A 17,684-nucleotide genomic window follows, 5' to 3' on the forward strand; every position below is an offset into this window, starting at 1 on the left:
TGCGAGTGGTCAGGATCTGAATCGCAAAGGGGCCTCTGGCCCCCTCTGGCCCCTTAAGCGCCGAGGGCTTGGATCTGATTTAGAGCTTCGATGAGCTCGGATCGGCGCAGCAGTTCGATCGGGGCTGGCAGGGAGGAGTGGCGTGGCCCCTAAAAATCGGTCCAGGGTGAATGAGAGTCCTCATCCGGCCAGACTGGGCCGGGGACTCCACCATGAAACGAACCCGCCACACACCCGAGCAGATCATCCGCAAGCTCAAAACGGCTGACCAGTTGCTTGCCCAGGGCCAGACAGTTGCGGACGCCTGCCGAGTTCTCGAGGTCTCCCAGCCCACCTACCACCGCTGGCGGCAGCTCTACGGCGGAATGAAGGCAGAAGAGGCCAAACGGCTCAGCCAGCTGGAGAAAGAGAACGCCCGGCTCAAAAGGCTTCTGGCGGAAGCAGAGCTCGACAAGGCGATGCTCAAGGACCTCGCTGAGGGAAACTTCTGAGCCCGGAGCGTCGCCGGCGGGCCGTCACAGTCCTGCAGGAGCGTTACCGGGCATCCCAGCGGAGGGTCTGCCGATTGGTGGGCCAGCACCGCAGCAGCCAGCGCCATGTCGGCAAGGTCGCCGATCTTGAGGAGGCCAAGCTGAGGCATCGTCTCCGCGAAATCGCAGCTGAGCACATCCGCTGGGGCCGGCGCATGGCCCACCGCCTGTTGCGGCGGGAAGGCTGGACGGTGAACCACAAGCGGGTGCACCGGCTCTGGCGCGAGGAGAACCTGCAGCGGCCCACCCCCCGCAAGCAGAAGAGGGCACGCCCGGCTGACGGCTCGGTGCGACGTCACCAGGCTGAGCACCCGCACCAGGTCTGGGCGATGGACTTCCAATTCGACGCCACGGCCGATGGCCGGCGGCTCAAGTTCCTCAACGTGATCGACGAGCACAGCCGTCTCTGCCTGGCCATCCGGGTGGGCAGGCGCTGCAAGTCCAGAGACGTCGTGGCGGTGCTGGAGGAGCTCACCAGCCTCTACCCAGCCCCAGCGTTCATCCGCAGCGACAACGGGCCCGAATTCATCGCCCACGCCCTCAAGCGCTGGAGCGAGAACAGCGGCACCACCACGGCCTACATCGAACCAGGATCACCGTGGCAGAACGGGTTTGCCGAGTCGTTCAACAGCCGGTTCAGGGATGAGTTACTGAACACCGAGCTGTTCACCACCGTGAGCGAGGCCCAAACCTTGGCTGATCGCTGGCGCTGGGAGTACAACACCTTGAGGCCGCATTCAGCCCTCCAGGGGCGTACGCCCCTGGAGGCAGCTCAACCAGCTGCTGCATAACCACCCACTCTCATTGCGCCTGGACCAATGAAGGGGGTCACGTCACAGGCTGGTGGCATGGCCGACCCGATCGCTGCCCTTTCTGCACAGTTGGCCAGCTGTGCTTCTCTCGCCGCGGCATTGGCCATTGGAATGTCGGTGGTGATGGCGATGGTGATCGGGGATGTGCTCGATCGCGAGAAGCGTCGCCACCACCAGGAGTGAGCCGATGACGGATCCCACTCGCCCGAGATTTGCTGTGGTCACCGTCCCGGGACCTGATGGACACGGGATTGTTCACAACACATTTGAGCCTGAGTCATGAGCCAGTCATGCTGCGCTCCCCTTGCGGTCTTCCACTCACCTGAGCCATGACCGAGCCGTGCTCGTTCACCAGCCGGGAGCGGTTCTCACCCCCCGGCGGTCCTATGGCGCAGCACCGGGCCGCACTCCTCACACCGCGGCCCCCCTCTTTCACGTGGACTCTGGATGGCTGGCTTCTCGGTGTTCTTCTGCGATGCCCAGCGCTGCAGCATCCAGCCTGTACGGGCGATGGATCCAGACCACGCCATCGCTCAGGTGCGAGGTGCCGTACCGGATCTACGCCGCGTGGCCGTGATCCCGGATGAACTCCTCGAGGGTGTGGATCCCGAGCAACTTCTGCAGGAGTGGATCCAGGCGAAAGTCTGAGCCGCTACTCCTCGGCCAATGGTTGCCCTGATCGGCATCGACTGCGCCACACAGCCCGCCAAGGTTGGCTTGGCTCTCGGTGAGCTGGATGGCGAGATCATCCGCATCAAGGCCTGCAGAACCGGAAGCCCGCGGGAGGAACCCGCCTGGATTGTGAGCCGCTGGATTGAGGCCAACGGTCTAGCGTTATTGGCGCTGGATGCCCCCTTGGGGTGGCCGCGGGCGATGGGAGCGGTGCTCGTGGGTCACCAGGCCGGTGCCGGCATGGGAGCAGCGGCCCATGAGCTGTTTCGCCGTGAAACCGACGACGCCATCTACCAGCGCTTCAGGAAGCGGCCGCTGGAGGTGGGGGCGAACTTCATCTCTCGCACGGCTGTCGCTGCATTGAATCTGCTGGAGCAACTCCGCTACACAACGGATCAGCCGATCCCGTTGGCATGGTCTCCGGCTGACCTGCAGTACACCGCTGCGATTGAGGTGTATCCGGCTGCCACCCGGCTCGCCCATGGCTCCCCAGGAAAAGGCGGTTCGATCGAGGGGCTGGAGCCATTGCTGGATCTCTCAGCTCTTGATGCAGGGCTACCGGCCTCAGAGGATGCCATCGACGCCCTGGTCTGCGTGCTCGCTGCGGCGGATTTCATCAAGGGGCGTGCACGCCCTCCGGAGGATCTGGCGATCGCAGAACAGGAGGGCTGGATCTGGACGGCCGAGGTCTGAGCGCCCGCTCACCAAGGCAACGGTCCACGGCCGGCTGCGGCGTTGCAGCCCTGCGCTGAAGGGTGACTGAACTTGATCAACGTCTGACCAGATGCGACTGGGCTCGCTGCGTCGCCAAACAATCCACCTTGCTCCCGCTCGGGCGCCAAGGCAATGCGTGTAAATCCCGATTGCCGTGGGGTGTCCACCGTGGCGATGCTGCAGGCATCAATCAAGGAGGCGCCCGGATGGACGACACGCCACCCCGCTACCTGCCAGAAGCACGCTGACTGCAGGCCCCTGCTCCAACAGTCTTCACCCAACCGTGGGCAGGTCGTTCAGCCGGGCATGACGAGGAATGGCCTTCATCGCCGCCTCCACCTGTGCGCCTGACTGATCGACACTCCGTTTGCACCGCTATAGGTGCCCCAGGAGATCAAAGCAGCTCACATCTGGAACGTTCGGCCCCAGGCGCCAACGCCAGCAGCTTCGACCAACGAAAGCCATTGGACTATTGATTGCTTCATGACCCCCGGGCGCATCGCTCGGGGGTTTTAACGCGTCAGGGTTCCCGTTCGATGAACAGACAGGAAGGGCCTTGATGCTGCAGCGCCGCTTGAATCTCCTGTTCCACCGTGGTGGTATCGCGCAACCAGCTGGTGCGAGCGCCGTAGCCACGCGCAATGGATTCCAGGTCAAGTGCTGGATCATCAAAATCAAGACCAATAAATTGAGCCTGATCGAAACTGGTATTGAGGGCGCCACACCAAAGATCTTTCAGGATTCGGTACTCACGATTCACAAAACAAACAAACACCACAGGGATGCGATAACGCGCAGCGCTCCAGATGGAGTGGATTGAAAACTGAGCGCCTCCATCACCCACAAAACACACCGCAGGCTGCTTCAATCCCAGTGACAGGCCTACACCCAGTGGCATCGCCCAGCCCAGTCCACCCCCACGGGGTGCGAAATGAACGTTGCTGAAGCCCAGCGTGATGGCCATCCGCTGGACCAAGGCATCTTCTGAAGACCCTTCGGTGATGAGGTGACACTGGCGTGGCAGCTGCTGCAACACATCCAGGATCAGGGCGTCACTGGCATGAGCTCCATGATCTGGATACTCCGCCCGCAGTTGAGCCAACAGCGTGGCGTCATCGCACTGGAAACTGGGTAACGCAGGAGCAGCGAGCTGATCGACCAAAGCCTTCAAGCAGGCGCCCACATCGCCCAGAACCGCGAGGTCGCAGGGGTAATCGAAACCCAACTGGCGCGTTGAGGGAGCGAGATGGAAGATTTTGAGGTTGGCCGGAATGGCCTGTTCGCCATTGAAGGTGAAGGTGTCGATCTTCTCTCCGAGTAACAGCAGGCGTTTGTATTGGCTTAAGAGTTTCCGGATCTCACGGGTTGTGGCGGGCAATTGCCCCTTGTAGTTGGGATGCAAGGGATCCACCACGCCCTGCACATGGAATGGCGCTGAATAGAGATCGGCTTGCAGATGAGAGGCCAGCTGGCTGAGGTGCGTCACAGCACCTGATGCCCCCACGGCGTAGTCGGCCACGATGGCCAGAGGTCCAGCGTCAGGGTCACGCAATGCATCGGCGAGCTGATGCAGGCCGGCTGGCACCACGTCATCCAGCACGGTTGTGCGCCGCAGCCCCACCTCAGCCATCGGTTCCTGCATGAAATTCATGGGAACAGAGAGAAAAACCGGACCACTTGGTTGAAGACGGGCCTGTAGCCAACAGCGCTGCAGGGCAATCGGAAGATCTTCCGCTTGCGCAACCTCAAAGCTGTATTTGGTGGCTGTTTCAGCCAGCTGGGCATTAGGCGCCCCCAGCACTGGGTTATGGATCAGAAAACGGGAGTCCTGTTGGCCATTGATCACTAATAGCGGCACGCCAGACAGAAGGGCGTTGCGCATGTTGAACAAACCATTGGCCAAGCCCGGGTAGGTGTGGAGACTCACGATCGCGGGCTTACGGGTCGCCATGGCATATCCCGCTGCAATCCCCACGGCACTCGATTCGTGAAGCGCCAAGAGGTATTGAGCCTTGGAGCGCCCCACCGCATCGAGAAATGTGGTTTCTGTGGTTCCTGGATTGCCGAAGACGTATGGGATTTCTTCAAGATTCAGAAAATCGCGGATCAGATCGCCTCCGGTGTAGGTCATCAGAACTCGAGGTAAGGCTTGCTTGTTCGCACTTTAGAAGCCTTCATCGTTTGTGGCACCCCAGATGCATTCGGATTTAACAGCAACAACGGCACCTGCTGTTCCCTGTTGACTGGCGCGGTTGTCGGGTCATGAATTGCAACCAAATATTGCTTTGTATTGCTGGGTGTTTCTTGGCTTTGCTCGTTTCTTGGCCCGTGGCTAGTTTCCGGTTGAACACGCCAAGGCTTTCTTGAGCAAGGCCCCAAGCCCCTCGGCAACGTCCGTCCAGCCGCCATTGGTTGTTGATGTCATTTAAGGATCTCAGGACTTTTCTGGCCAAGCTGGAGGAAGAGGGGCAGCTGCTTCGCATTCAGGAAGAAGTGCTGCCAGAGCCTGATATCTCGGCCGCGATGAGTGCCAATAACAAAGGCTTTGGCGAGACGGCGCCAGCTTTGTTGTTTGAGAATATCAAAGGCTATACCGAAGAGACGCGTTTGGCGGCCAATGTTCATGGCTCATGGCCGAATATCGCGCTTGCTTTTGGGTTGCCCAAGAATACGCCTCTGAAGCAGCTCGCTTCAGAGTTTAATCAGAGGTATCAAAACTTCTCGAAAGGGTGTATTGAGGAGCGGGAGTCTGCGCCATGGCAGGAGAATTGCCTCCCAGGGGATGCGATCAACCTGTTTGCGTTGATGCCCCACTTCCGCCTGAATTCTGGAGATGGAGGCCTGTACATCAACAAAGCCTCCATTGTGTCAAGGCATCCGGATCACATGGATGACTTTGACCAGCAGAATGTGGGGATGTACAGGTTGCAGGTGAAGGGGCCGCGACATCTGAGCATCCAGATGGTGCCCGATCATGATATTGCTGTTCACTTCAAAGCCGCTGAAGAAAGCAATCGGCCGCTTGACATTGTGATCTCGATTGGCAATGAGCCGCTGCTTCCGCTCGTGGCCAGTATGCCATTGCTTTACGGTCAAGATGAATACAACATGTGCAGTGCTCTCAGTGGAGAGCCTTATCCTGTTGTCACCCTGGATAGCCAATTACAGGCGCCCTGGGGTGCTGAATATGTTCTCGAGGCGAAGATCTTGCCTCGAGTTCGAGAGCCCGATGGACCCTACGGAGAGTTTACGGGGCATCTTTCGGGTATTCGCAACATGTGCAGCGTCGAGGTGTCGAAGGTTTATCACCGCAACAAGCCGCTCTATGAGTACTGCGCCATTGGCATGCCATGGACAGAGATCGACTACATGTTCTTGAACACAAGTCCTGCTCTCTATGTGCAACTCAAGGAGAAGTTTCCTGAGGTCGTCGCTGTTAATGCGCTGTATACCCACGGCCTTGTAGTGATCGTTTCAACAGAGATGCGCGTTGGGGGCTTTGCCAAAACAATCGGGATGTCTGTCTTGCAGACGCCACATGGAACCGGTTACGCCAAGGTCGTGATCGTTGTTGATGCCGATGTGGATCCTTATAACCTCCCGCAAGTGATGTGGGCGCTGTCAACCAAGTTCAATCCCAAGTTTGACTGCGTGATCATTCCAGGATGCTCAATCCTGGCATTGGACCCAGGCTCCGATCCTGTTGGCATCTCGCACAAAATGATTCTCGATGCGGCGACACCCGTACCGCCCGACGATCACGGAGATTATTCCATGCAAATCAAGGATCCTCCTGAGGCTCATGATTGGCTGCCAAAACTTCAAGAGCTGATGCAGTCCATTTCGTCATCTGCCGTTTAATCTCCAGTCATGCCAGATCCAGTCTTCGACACTTGCCCTCGCTGCAATTGCAAAACAACTGAGGTTCAGTTCCGCTCACCCGTTCAAGGGGCCTGGGAGCTCTACCGATGCACCACTTGCATGTTTACGTGGAGAAGCACAGAGCCAGCGTCAATGACCAATCCTGAACTGTATGACCCAGTCTTTAAGATCGATCCCAATGATCTTTCCAGCTTCCCCGTGATGCCAGCGATTCCCCCACTCAAAGACAATGCCCGCCGGGAGGCCAAGTCATGACGATCTCACTGCAGCACAGCATCAACGTGAACGCTTCGCCCGCCACGGTGTATCAAGCGCTCACCAACCTCGACCAAATTGCTCGATGGCACTGTGGTCAGGTGAATGGAGAGGTCGCGATTGGTCAAACTCTGACGCTGGAGAGCGACGAAGGGCCGACATTCACTTGGACAACACGCGAGCTGATTCCTAGCTCCAAGATTGTCCAACAGTGCACGCAGGGCCCTGGTTCTTCGACCGGTAAAGCCCTCACGTTTCAGCTGCGTGAATCAGGCCAGCACACATCGATTGAGTTGAGCCATGACGGCTGGGATCCCGCTGATCCGCATCTCCCAAGGTGTAATACGCATTGGGGGCATGTGCTTCATCGGCTGAAGGCGTACGTCGATCAATAGGTTGCCCAAGGTCTGCGCGACAGCGCTCAGTCTCTCGCAGGGACTCGGGCTATGTACATGCCATAACTAAAGAATGAGCGGTACTTCTGGTAGAGATCAATCTCGAGCTGCTCGGCAGCGATAATGGCGCGTGCGTCGTCTGATTGGTTGTTGCGTTCGAGGTAGGCCGCAAATCGATCCTGCATCGGCTTGTAGTAGTGATCGATCCAGCATTCTTCTGGGAGCACGAAGAAAGCCACTGGTTCATATCCGAGCTGTTCGAGCACGGCCAGCTTCTCGGATGCCAAGCCGATCTCCGGGTATTCCGTGCACCAGTGCTCATTCAATTCGGTAGGTCGCTCGGATGTCAGCCAGGTGATCTCGGAGGTGACGAGCGTTCCACCTGGCTTGAGGTAGCGCTTCCAGATGCGGGCACCATGCTCAAATCCGATGTTGTAGATCGCACCTTCGGACCAAATCACATCGAGTGAGTGTTCCTCGAATGGCAGCTCATCGATGCTGCAGCAGATGGTTTCAATCTGATCGGCTACGCCTCGTTCGCCAGCGCGGCTTGTGAGCGTATCGAGGAAGGGTTGCACGAAATCGACGGCAATCACTTGGGCGCTCAACGCTTCTGCCAGCACCATCGCCGAGGCGCCGGTGCCGCTGCCAAGGTCCGCAATGCGCAAGGGCTGCTCTGGGTTCAATCCCGCGAGCTGTATGGCTTTCTTGGTGCAGGCGTCGCTTCCTGGGCCCTGACGCTGGCCGTGAATGTGGAGGTCGATCAGCAGGCTCAGATCATCCATGCTTCACCGCAGCACGCCTCTCAACCGTACCAACATTCAGGCGTGCTTGTCGTTTTTGTTCGACCTGATTCCTTGTCTTCTTTGGAGGGCAGATTACTCGGATAGGTCTTTGTAGAAGGAGATCAGATCGCTTTTCTCCACCCAGGGATTCGGCATGTAGCCAAGGTGTGTGGAGCCGCTGCGTCCGGCCTGAATGGTTTCCAGCTCGTCTGTGCTCAGTTCTGTGATGGTGATGTTCATCGATTTGTCCTGGTGGTGTGATGGGTTGATCGGAGGTGTCGTCCTCTCGATGTCTTAACCCTCGCAGGCTTGATGGACCTCCACCAGGCGTCTTCCCAGGTTGTTGTCGGGGAGTTTCTGGTGAACCGAGATTCCTTCGTTGGTGCGTTTCCTATTCGCGGCAGATGCTGAGCCAGCCCGCGATCCCACCTTCGCCTTTTCAATGGCCAGCTGCGGTTCACAGGCCGGCATCGCAAGGCTTGGCGCAACGCCATGGCTGCAGTCGCTATGGCATCCCTAGCTTGTTGGGAGGAGGCGTGCCGATGACCAAGGAACTGCTGATCGCCCTCGGGCTCCCCATCGCCTACCTGGTGATCAGCACGGCTGTTTTGGCGGGGCGTCATCGCCAGCTCCCGCGCTTTGTGCAGCGCCTCACGGCCCGTGATGCGTTGCTCTGGAACAGCGTGGTGGGGCTCACGATTGCTGTGGCGGCGATTCAATGGGCGTTGCGTCGTTGAGGAGCGAACCAACGTCATGATCTGGCCGCTCAACGGGGGTGAACTGCAGCTGGGGTTGTTCGCTCTGGCCTTTGCTGCACTGCAGATCTGGTGGATCAGCAGCACCATGCGCGGACGCCGTCTGGCTAGGCCCATGAACGAGCAGGAGTTCAAGCGGAGCCTGGAGCGGATCTGGAAGCAGAACTCCCAGCGTCGCTGAACCGCCAGCCGCCCTTGCGCATTGGCCCTCACCTGAGTCATGACCATGGAGCCGTGGGTAGGCCAAGGACCCACGGGCTCCAAAGGCCCCAGGCGCCCATGGCCTGGGGTTCTTTTGTGGGTGGCGTCTCGCCAGAGCAAGGTTCGGCTCGCCAGAGTGCTTGCTTCTGCAGCCGACCCCGCCATGACACCCACTCGTGAGCAGATCCTCGCCGCTTCGGCCGGTTGGGTGGCGGTGCTGCTGAATGTGGTGCCGGGCCTTGGCGCCGGCTACCTCTATCAGCGCCGCTGGAAGGCCTACTGGATCACTTCAGCCCTCGCCACCGCTTGGTTTGTAGCCGGTGCAGTGCTCGGCCAGAACGCTGATGCCACCGCCGAAGCGCAGAACCAGTTGGTGGGCTTGATCGGTTTGTTGGCGTTGGCTGGGGTGACGGCCACCGAGGCGGGGTTGGCGGTGAAACGGGTGCGCAACAACGGATGAACGGGGCAGACGCGTTGGTGCAGCAGCAAGCGATCGAGCTCCATGGCGATTGGCGCCAGGCGGTGGCGGTGAACAGCACGGCTCTCCCTTGGATGGCCTCACCGGCCGCTGGGGTGGAGAGGCGGCTGTTGGAGCGCTTGGGCGGCGAGGTGGCACGGGCGACCTCTGTGGTGCGCTACGCCCCGGGCAGCCGCTTCGCCCAGCACAGCCATGGCGGCGGCGAGGAACTCCTCGTGCTGGAAGGCATCTTGGCGGATGAGCAAGGCACTTACCCCGCCGGCACCTATCTCCGCAATCCACCCGGATCCGCCCATGCCCCCTTCAGCGCCGGCGGCTGCACGCTGTTGGTGAAACTGCAGCAAATGCATTCCCAGGATCACGAGCGCGTGGTGATCAACACGCGAGCGGCGGCCTGGCATCCGGGTCTGGTGGATGGGTTGGAGGTGATGCCCTTGCACGGCTTCGGCAGTGAACAGGTGGCGCTGGTGCGCTGGGCGCCCGGCACCCAGTTCCAGGCCCATAGCCACCCCGGCGGCGAGGAGATCTTCGTGATCGAGGGCGTGTTTGAAGACGAGCACGGCACTTACCCCGCCGGCTCGTGGTTGCGCAATCCCCCCGGCAGCGTGCATCGCCCCTGGAGCGAATCCGGCTGCACGATCTGGGTGAAAACCGGTCATTTGCCGGCCACTGTGGGCCCCTTTGGCTAAGGCAGGTGCAGAGGCCTTGATGCCATGAAAGCTGTCTTGCTGAGTTGTCTGGTGCTGCTTGCTGCTCCTGTGGCGATGGCCGAATCCCTACCGCCGCCGCTCGAGCCGGCTCCGGCGGCGACGGAATCCGCCCGCGATCCTGGATTCGCCTCCGATGTGGAGGTGGCCCTCGATGACCTCACCCGCCTGCAATGCGGTTTGTTGGGATTGCTGCTGATCAACTCCCAGCCCTGCCCGGTGCCGTGAACCCAGAGCAGCTCGAGAGCCTGCAGGTGTTGGCGCTGGCGTTGGTGCCTGTGGTGCTGATCTGGTGGGCTTGGCTGCGGTTGCTGCGTTGATAGGGTCCGGCCAGCCGGGCGACGTTGATGTTCACGTGGAAGCAATGGTGGGGCCGGCCCCACCGCGACATCCTTTCCGGCCTGGTGGTGGCCTTCGCGATGATCCCGGAGGCGATCGCCTTCTCGGGCATCGCCGGCGTGGATCCTCGGGTGGGTCTGTTTGGCGCCTTTCTGCTGTCGGTGACGCTGGCGGTGGTGGGTGGTCGCACCGCGATGATCACCTCGGCGACCGGTTCCACCGCCCTGCTGATGACCGGGCTGGTGCAACAGGGCAATGGCCTCGGCGAGGGCATGGGCCTGCAATACCTCCTGGCCGCCGGACTGCTCACCGGCGTGCTCCAGATCGCCTGGGGCTATCTGCGCTTGGCGCACCAGATGCGCTTCGTGCCCCAGCCGGTGATGGCGGGTTTTGTGAATGCGCTGGCGATCCTGATCTTCCTGGCGCAGTTGCCGCAGCTGGGGCTGGACGTGTTTCATCCCGAGAAGGTGGTGGTGACAGCTGGTCAGTTGCCGGCGGTGTGGGGGCTGATGGCGCTCACCCTGGCGATCATTTATCTCTTGCCCCGCCTCACCACTGCGGTGCCCTCGGCCTTGGTGGCGATCCTGATCAGCACCGGCCTCTCGATTCAGTTGGGGCTGGAGGTGCCCACCGTGGCCAGCCTCGGCACCCTGCCCGAGGGCCTGCCGCAGCTGGCCCTACCGCAGGTGCCGTTCAACCTGGACACCCTCGGCCTGATCCTGCCCACGGCCCTGGCGATCTCGCTGGTGGGCCTGATGGAAACCTTCCTCACCCAAGACATCCTCGACGACATCACCGATAGCTCCAGCCACAAAAACGCCGAAGCCCGCGGCCAGGGCATCGGCAACATCGTGAGTTCGCTGTTCGGCGGCATGGCCGGCTGCGCCCTGGTGGGTCAGTCGGTGATGAACGTGGGCTACGGCGGCCGCACCCGCCTCTCCACCCTCGCCTCGGGTGTGGCGCTGCTGGCGATGATCCTGCTGGCCAGCCAGTGGGTGAATCAGATCCCGATGGCCACGCTGGTGGGCGTGATGATCATGATCGCGATCAACACCGCCAACTGGGGCTCGATCAGCGGCATCCGCCGCATCCCCAAGAGCGACACGGCCGTGATGCTGCTCACCGTGGTGGTGACGGTGCTCACCCACAACCTGGCAGTGGGCCTGCTCGCTGGCGTGGCTCTGGCCGGCCTGCTGTTCAGCCGCAAGGTGGCCAAGGTGATCGCGGTGGAGAGCTCGCTGGTGGCTCCCGATCACCGCGTTTACACCGTGCGCGGCCAGCTGTTCTTTGTGAGCAGCATCTACTTCCGCCAGGGCTTTGAGCTGCATGAGCACCCGGCCCGCGTCACCATCGACATGGCCGACGCCCACATCTGGGACCAGAGCGGTGTGACGGCCCTCGATCAGGTGATCCGCCGCCTCAAGCTCGGCGGCAGTGCCGTGGAGGTGCTGCACCTCAACCGGGAGAGCACCGATCTGTTCGCCCGGATCGGCGTGGCGGAGGAAGCCGGTGGCCGCGGCGGAGCGCTCGCGGCCGGACACTGAGGCTCAGGGCATCCAGTCCGCCGGAGGCTCCGGCTTCTCGGTGTCCTTCAGCGAGGGGAACAGCTCGCGGATGGTGGTTGTGATCGTGGCGCGGGCCTGCTGGCGGAAGGCTTCGGCGGCCTCGGCGCTGAGCACCGGGTAAGTGGTGTCGGTGTTGCCCTCGCCCCGCAGGGGCTTCCAGCTGGTTTTCTCGCGTTGCTTGAGCTCCTCAATCGGCGCCACAAAATCGAAGCTGATGCTGCGGGCGGCCGATGCCGCCGCTTGCGCCACCAGCTGCTCGCGCACTGGCAGTAGCTCTTTGGCCTTGAGCGTGTCGGGCAGGCCGAGCACCGGCTCGTAGTAATCGATGGTGCGCAGTTCTTCCTGCAGCACGATCGGCCAGGCAGCCACTTCACCCTCGTTGAGCGGGACGGCCTGCATCGCCTCGAGATAGAAGGCCAGCCAGCGGTAGTGGGACTTGTCCTGCGTGCGCTTCTTCTCAGAGCCCTTGGCCACGATCTTGGGCAGGGCGGCTTCGGCCTTGCGCAGGAACTGGCGGTCTTCCCGCTCGAGGTTGATCGCACCCCAACGCTGGCGGTATTCCCACAGCTCTTCGTAGCGGCGCACGTCTTCGGCGCTCCAGCCCAGCTCCTTCAGTTCACCGGCGCGGTTGCTTTCTCCTTTCTGCACGGGTGGATCGGTTGTTTGGAGGCACCCTAGGTGTTGGGTCTTCCTGGGCTGATCAGGGTTGGGTGGTGTTGTGCCGATAGGGTCGGTTCAGGAATGTGTTCCCATGGGCAACCCCTCGCCGCAGCTTGATTTCAACGCCGTTGAAGGCGGCCCGATCGGGGTGTTGATCTGCGGCCACGGCAGCCGCAATCGCCAGGCCGTGGGTGAATTTGCCCAGCTCGCTGAAGGCCTGCGGAAGCTGCTGCCGGGTGTGCCAGTGGAATACGGGTATCTGGAGTTCGCGCGGCCGATCCTGCGCGATGGGCTCGAGAGCCTGCGGGCCCAGGGGGTGAAGCGGGTGTTGGCGGTGCCCGGGATGCTGTTCGCCGCCGGCCATGCCAAGAACGACATCCCCTCCGTGCTCAATACCTATGCGGCGGAAACCGGCCTGCGCATTGATTACGGCCGCGAGCTCGGCGTCGATCTGAGCATGATCCAGGCGGCCGGAGCTCGCATCCGCAAGGCTTTGGATGCGTCAGACAGCGCCGCTGCCTCCCGTGGGGATGAGCCGGTGCCCCTCAGCGACACGCTGCTGGTGGTGGTGGGCCGAGGCTCATCCGATCCTGATGCCAACTCCAATGTCGCCAAGGTGGCGCGGATGCTGGTGGAGGGCTTTGGCTTTGGCTGGGGCGAAACCGTGTATTCGGGCGTCACCTTCCCCTTGGTGGAGCCGGGCCTGCGCCATGCCGTGAAACTCGGCTTCCGCCGCATCGTGGTGTTCCCCTACTTCCTCTTTTCGGGGGTGTTGGTGAGTCGCATCCGCCAGCACACCCAGCTGGTGGCGGCCGACCACCCGGAGCTGGAATTTGTGGACGCGAGCTACCTGGGCGATCACCCGCTGGTGCTCAACACCTTCCTGGAGCGCGTGCAGGAGGTGGTGCGCGGTGAGACGCAGATGAACTGCTCCCTCTGTAAGTACCGCGCCCAGGTTCTCGGCTTTGAAACCGAGGTGGGCGCCCCCCAGCAGAGCCATCACCACCACGTGGAAGGCCTGGTGGAGGCTTGCACCTTGTGCGAGCACGAGTGCACCGGGGCTTGTCAGCCCGATGGCATCCCGATCCCGCTCGGGCACCACAGCCATGGTCACTCACATGACCACAGCCATGACCACGGCCACACCCATGCGCCCTATCCCCACGCCGACCACCCGCTGGGGCCGCGCACGCTTTACAAACCGCGGCAGAAACCGGAAGAGAACCCGGGGGTTTGAGCGGCTCAACCGTCTCGGTTGCGGGCTGGTCGCACGAGACCCGTGCCTATAAGCCCTGCTGATCGTTTTTGCGTTTCCCCAGGATCGCCGCGCTTTCCACAGGTCGAGTCCTGGTTTCCCACAGGTGAATGGGGCGCATGGTCGGCGCGAAGGGCTTCCTGGGGATTGCGCCATTTGGTTTGAATCGTTCTTGACAGCCTTGTGCCCATGGCTAAAGCGCGGTAGCGGTACGCCTTGGTGGCGGAGCAGGGTGCTGATGCGGTGGGCTGTCTCGCTGCGTCTCGGGGTGGTTTTGAGCTGTATTTGCCCCTTTGACGCCGCCCGCTTCGGTGTGGATTGATGGCTGCACCGCCGAATGGAGATTGCTTGGAGCCGGAGCAGCAGGTGCAATTGGAGTCGATGCAGGCAGCGGGCGCTCGCGACCACCTCAGCCGCTGCCTTGATCAGGGCGATGCCACTGGCGCTGCCCGGATCAGCCTCGAGGCCGAGGTGCCGGAGGCCCTGTTTGACGGCATGCGCGCCTTCCTCAGCAGCCGCCCTGAGTGGGACCAATACCGCGTGATCACCTCCGCCCTGGCCGGTTTTCTGTTTCAGAACGGCTGCGGCGATCGCTGCGTGGCGCAGCACTATCTCAACGGCCTGTTCATGAAGCCCGGTGAGTGATTGGCGCCTGAACAAGGCTGCCAAAAAATGCACACAAAAAAGCGGGAGTGCCGAGCTCCCGCCTGGTGTTTCTCCCTTGCCCGACCCGTTGAAAGGTCGCCTGCACAGCATGCGGGGCACCGGCGCAGACGGATGTGGTGGTTGCAACCAAATGATGGGGTGCGTCAGCTAAAGCTCACCGCGCTTCAGGGCTTCAGCCGCGTGAGCGCAAGCGCGCCAGCTCAGGGCCATGGTGGTGAGCGTGGGGCTTTGCCAGCCGGCGCTGGGCCAGGCGCTGCCGTCGCACACCAGCAGGTTGGGGGTGCGCCAGAGCTGGTTCCAGGGATTCAACACACCGTGCTCTTCGCTTGCGGCCATTGGGGCGCCGCCTAGCTCATGGATGTAGTAGCCGGGTGGTGCCGCTCCCGTTGCCATCGCCAGGCTGCCCTGCACCAGCGGCTCGATCAGCGGCATCACAAACAAATCCGCCAGCGGTGCAATCCGGCCGCCGGCGCTGCTCACCACCGCCTGCATGCGCGCCTGCATGTGATCCACCATGCGCTCTTCGTTGGCGCTCCAGCGGCAGTCGATATGGGCGATGGGGAGGCCCCAGGCATCGGTGCGCTCGCTGTGGAGGCTGACGCGGTTCTCCTGGCGGCTGAGCACCTCGCCGTGGCCGATCAGGAAGCCCACCGCGGCATTGCGCTGGCGCTTGAGCAGCTGCGGTGGATCGAAGCGCTGGATGCCGCACCAGAGGCCATAACCGCGCCGGAAATCCGTGGCCTCGCTCCCTGGAGTGCCGATGTTCACGGTGTTGGGGATGAAGCAGCTGCCAGCCCCCGAGAGCTCCGTGGCACCCGGTGCGGGCTGCTCCTGCAGTGCAAAGAAGCAACTGGCCGACACGTGATCCATCAGCCCCTGCCCCAGCAGGCCGCTCACGTCATCCAGGCCGCCCACCTGCCTGGAATGGAGCAGCAGGCGCAGGCTCTCGATCGTGGAGGCGCAGAGCACCACCAGCGGCGCCTCGCTGCAGTGGCGCTGCCGTGTGCCTCCGTGGATCCACTCCACCCCTGTAGCCAGACCGCTGCGCGGATCCACGTGCACGTGGCTCACCACCGCTTCGCTCTGCAGTTGCACCCGGCCGGTGGCCAGTGCCGCCTTCAGGGCTCCGCCTTGGGAGCAGGAGCGAGGCCAGGGGCCATCGGCCGGGCGGCGTAGCGCAAAGCCCCGGGAGGGAATCAGGGGCAGATCGAGATCGCGCTGGATGCAGTGCTGCAGGTGTTGCTCAGCTGGTGTGATCGGCAGGGCGGGCTTCGGTGCACCGGTCGGGTCGGGCAGCTGGGGGAGGCCATCGCTCTGGCCATGGATCTGCAGCAGTGCCTCGAGGCGTTCGTAGTAAGGGGCCAGATCGGCGTGGCGGATCGGCCAGCTCGGGCCATGGCCATCGCGCTCGCCGGCCTGAAATTCAGCATCCGAGAGGCGCAGGGTGATGCCGCCCCAGGTGAGGCTCTTGCCGCCCACCTGGCGGCCGCGGGTCCAGAGGAACGGTTGCCCTTCAGGGGTGCTGTAGGGGTTGTCCCACTCGTTGACGTAGAGATCGGGGTTGGCCTTCCAGTAACCCGGGTGCTGGGCGGCCAGGCTTTGGCGACCGCTGCTCACAGCCGCTAGCCGCTTGAGGGTGTTGGCCGGCTCGCTGCCGAAGGCGCGCGGGGCGCTGAGCTCGGGGCCGGCCTCGAGCACGAGCACCTTCAGGCCGGCTTCCGCCAGGGCCAGGGCAGCGACGCCACCGCTGGCGCCACTGCCCACCACGATCGCGTCGGCCATCAGGAGGGGGTGGAGGTGCGCTCGCTGGTGACGCTCGCAATCAGGTTGCGCAGCGCCAGCAAACCATCACCGATCAGATCCACGCTCAGCCACACCAACGCCGCCGCCAGGATCAGCGGATGGGTGGCGGCTGCTTTGTTGGCGGCCGTCATCACCGGGCTGGTGGTGGCCGGTGTGCTGGCGGGGGAAGCGCTGTCCATGGGCTTGCGGGTGTGAACGGCGAACATGGCTCGCCATTCAAAGGCGATTCGCTCAGATGCCGGTGAATCGGTGTTTGGAAACACCGGTTTGCCTCAGCACTGAACATCAAAAAGCCCCGACCGATCTTGCGATGGCCGGGGCTTTTGGTTTGGTGGCGGGGGGCGGATTTGAACCACCGACCTTCGGGTTATGAGCCCGACGAGCTACCAGACTGCTCTACCCCGCGGCGACCCCAAAAGCATACACCGCAGGGTGTCTTGGCCCCTTGCGTTCGTTGTGAACGGCAGCATGGGTGTTCGCTGCCTGCGGCCGATGGCTTTGCGTCTGCTCCTCGACAGTGCCGATCCCAGCGCCTGGGCCGAGTGGTTGCCCACGGGGTTGTTCCGGGGCGTCACCACCAACCCCACGCTGCTGCGCCGCGCCGCTCAGCCCTGCAACCTCGAGCATCTCGCTGAGCTCACGGCCCGCGCCCTTGAGCTGGGGGCGGAGGAGCTGCACCTGCAGGCATGGGGAGCTGATCTGCTTGGGTGTGGTCGCGCCCTCGCCCAGTTGGCCCCCGGCCGCATCTGGGTGAAGCTGCCGATCACCCGCGCTGGTGCCGCCGCCGCGCGCGCCTTGATTGCGGAGGGGTGCCCTGTCACCTTTACCGCCTGCTACGAACCCGCCCAGGTGCTCCTGGCCGTTGCCCTGGGCGCTGACTACATCGCCCCCTACCTCGGCCGCATCTCCGACCTGGGCCGCGATGGCCACGCCAACCTGACCCGCATGCAGCGGATCGTGGAGAGCGTCCGCCGGGTGGATCCAGATGGGCCGGGAGATAGGCCGGATGCCTCGCCGCCGCTGCGGCTGCTCGTGGCCAGCCTGCGCTCTCCCAACGACCTGGCCCTCCTCGCTGCTGAAGGGCTAGACACCTTCACCATCAGTCCTGACATCGCCACAGCCCTGTTCGCCGTGGAGCCCACCCTCGCGGCGGCCGCCCAGTTCGAGCGCGACGCCGAAGACACCTGAAGCACGGCATCCATAGGTGGGA

At 62.6% G+C, this 17,684-nt stretch carries 22 protein-coding genes and 1 tRNA gene; 16 read left to right on the top strand and 7 right to left on the bottom strand.

Features of this window, described 5'->3' with window-relative positions; all coding sequences use genetic code 11:
• Window positions 1-212: 212 nt before the first annotated feature.
• From CB0101_RS00795 to CB0101_RS00805, 4 genes are all read left to right on the top strand, one after another.
• A protein-coding gene (locus CB0101_RS00795; protein ID WP_136643917.1) for an IS3 family transposase occupies window positions 213-1,321 on the top strand; the annotation gives its coding sequence in 2 pieces (ribosomal slippage) (window positions 213-477 and window positions 477-1,321; 1,110 coding nt in all).
• Between the two features lie 57 nt (window positions 1,322-1,378).
• The gene (locus CB0101_RS15175) at window positions 1,379-1,525 is read left to right on the top strand and encodes a hypothetical protein (RefSeq protein ID WP_168187926.1); all 147 of its coding nucleotides are present in this window, start codon (window positions 1,379-1,381) and stop codon (window positions 1,523-1,525) included.
• A gap of 264 nt (window positions 1,526-1,789) precedes the next feature.
• On the top strand, window positions 1,790-1,990 hold the full coding sequence (locus CB0101_RS00800) for a hypothetical protein (protein ID WP_010309807.1): 201 nt from the start codon (window positions 1,790-1,792) through the stop codon (window positions 1,988-1,990).
• An 18-nt stretch (window positions 1,991-2,008) separates the two neighbouring features.
• The gene (locus tag CB0101_RS00805; protein ID WP_010309805.1) at window positions 2,009-2,707 is read left to right on the top strand and encodes a DUF429 domain-containing protein; all 699 of its coding nucleotides are present in this window, start codon (window positions 2,009-2,011) and stop codon (window positions 2,705-2,707) included.
• A 541-nt stretch (window positions 2,708-3,248) separates the two neighbouring features.
• Here CB0101_RS00805 and CB0101_RS00810 read toward each other — a convergent pair.
• A complete protein-coding gene (locus CB0101_RS00810) occupies window positions 3,249-4,859 on the bottom strand; it encodes a thiamine pyrophosphate-binding protein (RefSeq protein ID WP_010309803.1) in 1,611 nt (536 codons plus the stop codon).
• Between the two features lie 287 nt (window positions 4,860-5,146).
• On the opposite strand from CB0101_RS00810, the gene CB0101_RS00815 reads away from it, so the two are divergent.
• The 3 genes from CB0101_RS00815 to CB0101_RS00825 are packed head-to-tail and all read left to right on the top strand — an operon-like array spanning window position 5,147 to window position 7,260.
• On the top strand, window positions 5,147-6,589 hold the full coding sequence (locus CB0101_RS00815) for a UbiD family decarboxylase (RefSeq protein ID WP_010309801.1): 1,443 nt from the start codon (window positions 5,147-5,149) through the stop codon (window positions 6,587-6,589).
• A 9-nt stretch (window positions 6,590-6,598) separates the two neighbouring features.
• Window positions 6,599-6,865, top strand: coding sequence for a non-oxidative hydroxyarylic acid decarboxylases subunit D (locus CB0101_RS15810; protein WP_071778141.1), 267 nt, complete (start codon window positions 6,599-6,601; stop codon window positions 6,863-6,865).
• Complete coding sequence (locus tag CB0101_RS00825) at window positions 6,862-7,260, top strand: SRPBCC domain-containing protein (protein ID WP_071778140.1); 399 nt, start codon at window positions 6,862-6,864, stop codon at window positions 7,258-7,260. The genes CB0101_RS15810 and CB0101_RS00825 overlap by 4 nt, the downstream gene beginning before the upstream one ends.
• 26 nt (window positions 7,261-7,286) lie before the next feature.
• On the opposite strand, the gene CB0101_RS00830 is transcribed toward CB0101_RS00825, so the two are convergent.
• Together CB0101_RS00830 and CB0101_RS15180 are read right to left on the bottom strand one after the other, a co-directional pair.
• Window positions 7,287-8,045: a class I SAM-dependent methyltransferase gene (locus CB0101_RS00830; protein WP_010309785.1), complete on the bottom strand. Its 759-nt coding sequence runs from the start codon at window positions 8,043-8,045 to the stop codon at window positions 7,287-7,289.
• Between the two features lie 93 nt (window positions 8,046-8,138).
• Window positions 8,139-8,285 carry a hypothetical protein gene (locus CB0101_RS15180; protein WP_010309783.1) on the bottom strand — a complete coding sequence of 49 codons (147 nt, stop codon included), beginning with the start codon at window positions 8,283-8,285 and terminating at the stop codon, window positions 8,139-8,141.
• Window positions 8,286-8,587: 302 nt separating this feature from the next.
• On the opposite strand from CB0101_RS15180, the gene CB0101_RS00835 reads away from it, so the two are divergent.
• The 6 genes from CB0101_RS00835 (at window position 8,588) to CB0101_RS00860 (ending at window position 12,069) form a co-directional block, all read left to right on the top strand.
• Window positions 8,588-8,782: a hypothetical protein gene (locus tag CB0101_RS00835; protein ID WP_010309780.1), complete on the top strand. Its 195-nt coding sequence runs from the start codon at window positions 8,588-8,590 to the stop codon at window positions 8,780-8,782.
• A gap of 16 nt (window positions 8,783-8,798) precedes the next feature.
• Window positions 8,799-8,981, top strand: a complete 183-nt coding sequence (locus CB0101_RS00840) for a hypothetical protein (RefSeq protein ID WP_010309777.1) — start codon at window positions 8,799-8,801, stop codon at window positions 8,979-8,981.
• A gap of 183 nt (window positions 8,982-9,164) precedes the next feature.
• A complete protein-coding gene (locus CB0101_RS00845; protein WP_010309774.1) occupies window positions 9,165-9,461 on the top strand; it encodes a hypothetical protein in 297 nt (98 codons plus the stop codon).
• Window positions 9,458-10,168 carry a cupin domain-containing protein gene (locus tag CB0101_RS00850; RefSeq protein ID WP_010309772.1) on the top strand — a complete coding sequence of 237 codons (711 nt, stop codon included), beginning with the start codon at window positions 9,458-9,460 and terminating at the stop codon, window positions 10,166-10,168. Before CB0101_RS00845 ends, CB0101_RS00850 begins: the two co-directional genes overlap by 4 nt.
• Window positions 10,169-10,192: 24 nt before the next feature.
• Window positions 10,193-10,414, top strand: a complete 222-nt coding sequence (locus CB0101_RS00855; RefSeq protein WP_010309770.1) for a hypothetical protein — start codon at window positions 10,193-10,195, stop codon at window positions 10,412-10,414.
• A gap of 119 nt (window positions 10,415-10,533) precedes the next feature.
• Window positions 10,534-12,069, top strand: coding sequence for a SulP family inorganic anion transporter (locus tag CB0101_RS00860; RefSeq protein WP_010309766.1), 1,536 nt, complete (start codon window positions 10,534-10,536; stop codon window positions 12,067-12,069).
• A 3-nt stretch (window positions 12,070-12,072) separates the two neighbouring features.
• Here the strand turns inward: CB0101_RS00860 and CB0101_RS00865 are convergent, their stop codons facing one another.
• Entirely contained in the window at window positions 12,073-12,738 is a 666-nt protein-coding gene (locus CB0101_RS00865; RefSeq protein ID WP_010309763.1) for a hypothetical protein, read from the bottom strand.
• Between the two features lie 103 nt (window positions 12,739-12,841).
• Here CB0101_RS00865 and CB0101_RS00870 point away from each other — a divergent pair, with 103 nt between their 5' ends.
• Entirely contained in the window at window positions 12,842-13,987 is a 1,146-nt protein-coding gene (locus CB0101_RS00870) for a sirohydrochlorin chelatase (RefSeq protein ID WP_010309761.1), read from the top strand.
• Window positions 13,988-14,326: 339 nt separating this feature from the next.
• The gene (locus CB0101_RS00875; protein ID WP_010309759.1) at window positions 14,327-14,650 is read left to right on the top strand and encodes a DUF2811 domain-containing protein; all 324 of its coding nucleotides are present in this window, start codon (window positions 14,327-14,329) and stop codon (window positions 14,648-14,650) included.
• A gap of 168 nt (window positions 14,651-14,818) precedes the next feature.
• On the opposite strand, the gene CB0101_RS00880 is transcribed toward CB0101_RS00875, so the two are convergent.
• From CB0101_RS00880 to CB0101_RS00890, 3 genes are all read right to left on the bottom strand, one after another.
• Complete coding sequence (locus CB0101_RS00880; protein WP_010309757.1) at window positions 14,819-16,453, bottom strand: GMC oxidoreductase; 1,635 nt, start codon at window positions 16,451-16,453, stop codon at window positions 14,819-14,821.
• Entirely contained in the window at window positions 16,453-16,680 is a 228-nt protein-coding gene (locus tag CB0101_RS00885) for a hypothetical protein (protein WP_010309754.1), read from the bottom strand. Before CB0101_RS00885 ends, CB0101_RS00880 begins: the two co-directional genes overlap by 1 nt.
• 123 nt (window positions 16,681-16,803) lie before the next feature.
• Window positions 16,804-16,880, bottom strand: a tRNA-Met gene (locus tag CB0101_RS00890).
• Window positions 16,881-16,966: 86 nt separating this feature from the next.
• Here CB0101_RS00890 and CB0101_RS00895 point away from each other — a divergent pair.
• Window positions 16,967-17,662, top strand: coding sequence for a transaldolase family protein (locus tag CB0101_RS00895; RefSeq protein WP_043717766.1), 696 nt, complete (start codon window positions 16,967-16,969; stop codon window positions 17,660-17,662).
• Window positions 17,663-17,684: the final 22 nt, after the last annotated feature.

Origin of the sequence: Synechococcus sp. CB0101 (genome assembly GCF_000179235.2) — a bacterium.
GTDB lineage: Bacteria > Cyanobacteriota > Cyanobacteriia > PCC-6307 > Cyanobiaceae > Vulcanococcus.

Bases quoted from the DNA above. Each gene is read 5' to 3' on its own strand.
- CB0101_RS15175 (WP_168187926.1), top strand. From the start codon at position 1,379: ATGGCCGACCCGATCGCTGCCCTTTCTGCACAGTTGGCCAGCTGTGCT.
- CB0101_RS00800 (WP_010309807.1), top strand. From the start codon at position 1,790: ATGGCTGGCTTCTCGGTGTTCTTCTGCGATGCCCAGCGCTGCAGCATC.
- CB0101_RS00805 (WP_010309805.1), top strand. From the start codon at position 2,009: ATGGTTGCCCTGATCGGCATCGACTGCGCCACACAGCCCGCCAAGGTT.
- CB0101_RS00810 (WP_010309803.1), bottom strand. From the start codon at position 4,859: ATGACCTACACCGGAGGCGATCTGATCCGCGATTTTCTGAATCTTGAA.
- CB0101_RS00815 (WP_010309801.1), top strand. From the start codon at position 5,147: ATGTCATTTAAGGATCTCAGGACTTTTCTGGCCAAGCTGGAGGAAGAG.
- CB0101_RS15810 (WP_071778141.1), top strand. From the start codon at position 6,599: ATGCCAGATCCAGTCTTCGACACTTGCCCTCGCTGCAATTGCAAAACA.
- CB0101_RS00825 (WP_071778140.1), top strand. From the start codon at position 6,862: ATGACGATCTCACTGCAGCACAGCATCAACGTGAACGCTTCGCCCGCC.
- CB0101_RS00830 (WP_010309785.1), bottom strand. From the start codon at position 8,045: ATGGATGATCTGAGCCTGCTGATCGACCTCCACATTCACGGCCAGCGT.
- CB0101_RS15180 (WP_010309783.1), bottom strand. From the start codon at position 8,285: ATGAACATCACCATCACAGAACTGAGCACAGACGAGCTGGAAACCATT.
- CB0101_RS00835 (WP_010309780.1), top strand. From the start codon at position 8,588: ATGACCAAGGAACTGCTGATCGCCCTCGGGCTCCCCATCGCCTACCTG.
- CB0101_RS00840 (WP_010309777.1), top strand. From the start codon at position 8,799: ATGATCTGGCCGCTCAACGGGGGTGAACTGCAGCTGGGGTTGTTCGCT.
- CB0101_RS00845 (WP_010309774.1), top strand. From the start codon at position 9,165: ATGACACCCACTCGTGAGCAGATCCTCGCCGCTTCGGCCGGTTGGGTG.
- CB0101_RS00850 (WP_010309772.1), top strand. From the start codon at position 9,458: ATGAACGGGGCAGACGCGTTGGTGCAGCAGCAAGCGATCGAGCTCCAT.
- CB0101_RS00855 (WP_010309770.1), top strand. From the start codon at position 10,193: ATGAAAGCTGTCTTGCTGAGTTGTCTGGTGCTGCTTGCTGCTCCTGTG.
- CB0101_RS00860 (WP_010309766.1), top strand. From the start codon at position 10,534: ATGTTCACGTGGAAGCAATGGTGGGGCCGGCCCCACCGCGACATCCTT.
- CB0101_RS00870 (WP_010309761.1), top strand. From the start codon at position 12,842: ATGGGCAACCCCTCGCCGCAGCTTGATTTCAACGCCGTTGAAGGCGGC.
- CB0101_RS00875 (WP_010309759.1), top strand. From the start codon at position 14,327: ATGGCTGCACCGCCGAATGGAGATTGCTTGGAGCCGGAGCAGCAGGTG.
- CB0101_RS00880 (WP_010309757.1), bottom strand. From the start codon at position 16,453: ATGGCCGACGCGATCGTGGTGGGCAGTGGCGCCAGCGGTGGCGTCGCT.
- CB0101_RS00885 (WP_010309754.1), bottom strand. From the start codon at position 16,680: ATGTTCGCCGTTCACACCCGCAAGCCCATGGACAGCGCTTCCCCCGCC.
- CB0101_RS00895 (WP_043717766.1), top strand. From the start codon at position 16,967: ATGGCTTTGCGTCTGCTCCTCGACAGTGCCGATCCCAGCGCCTGGGCC.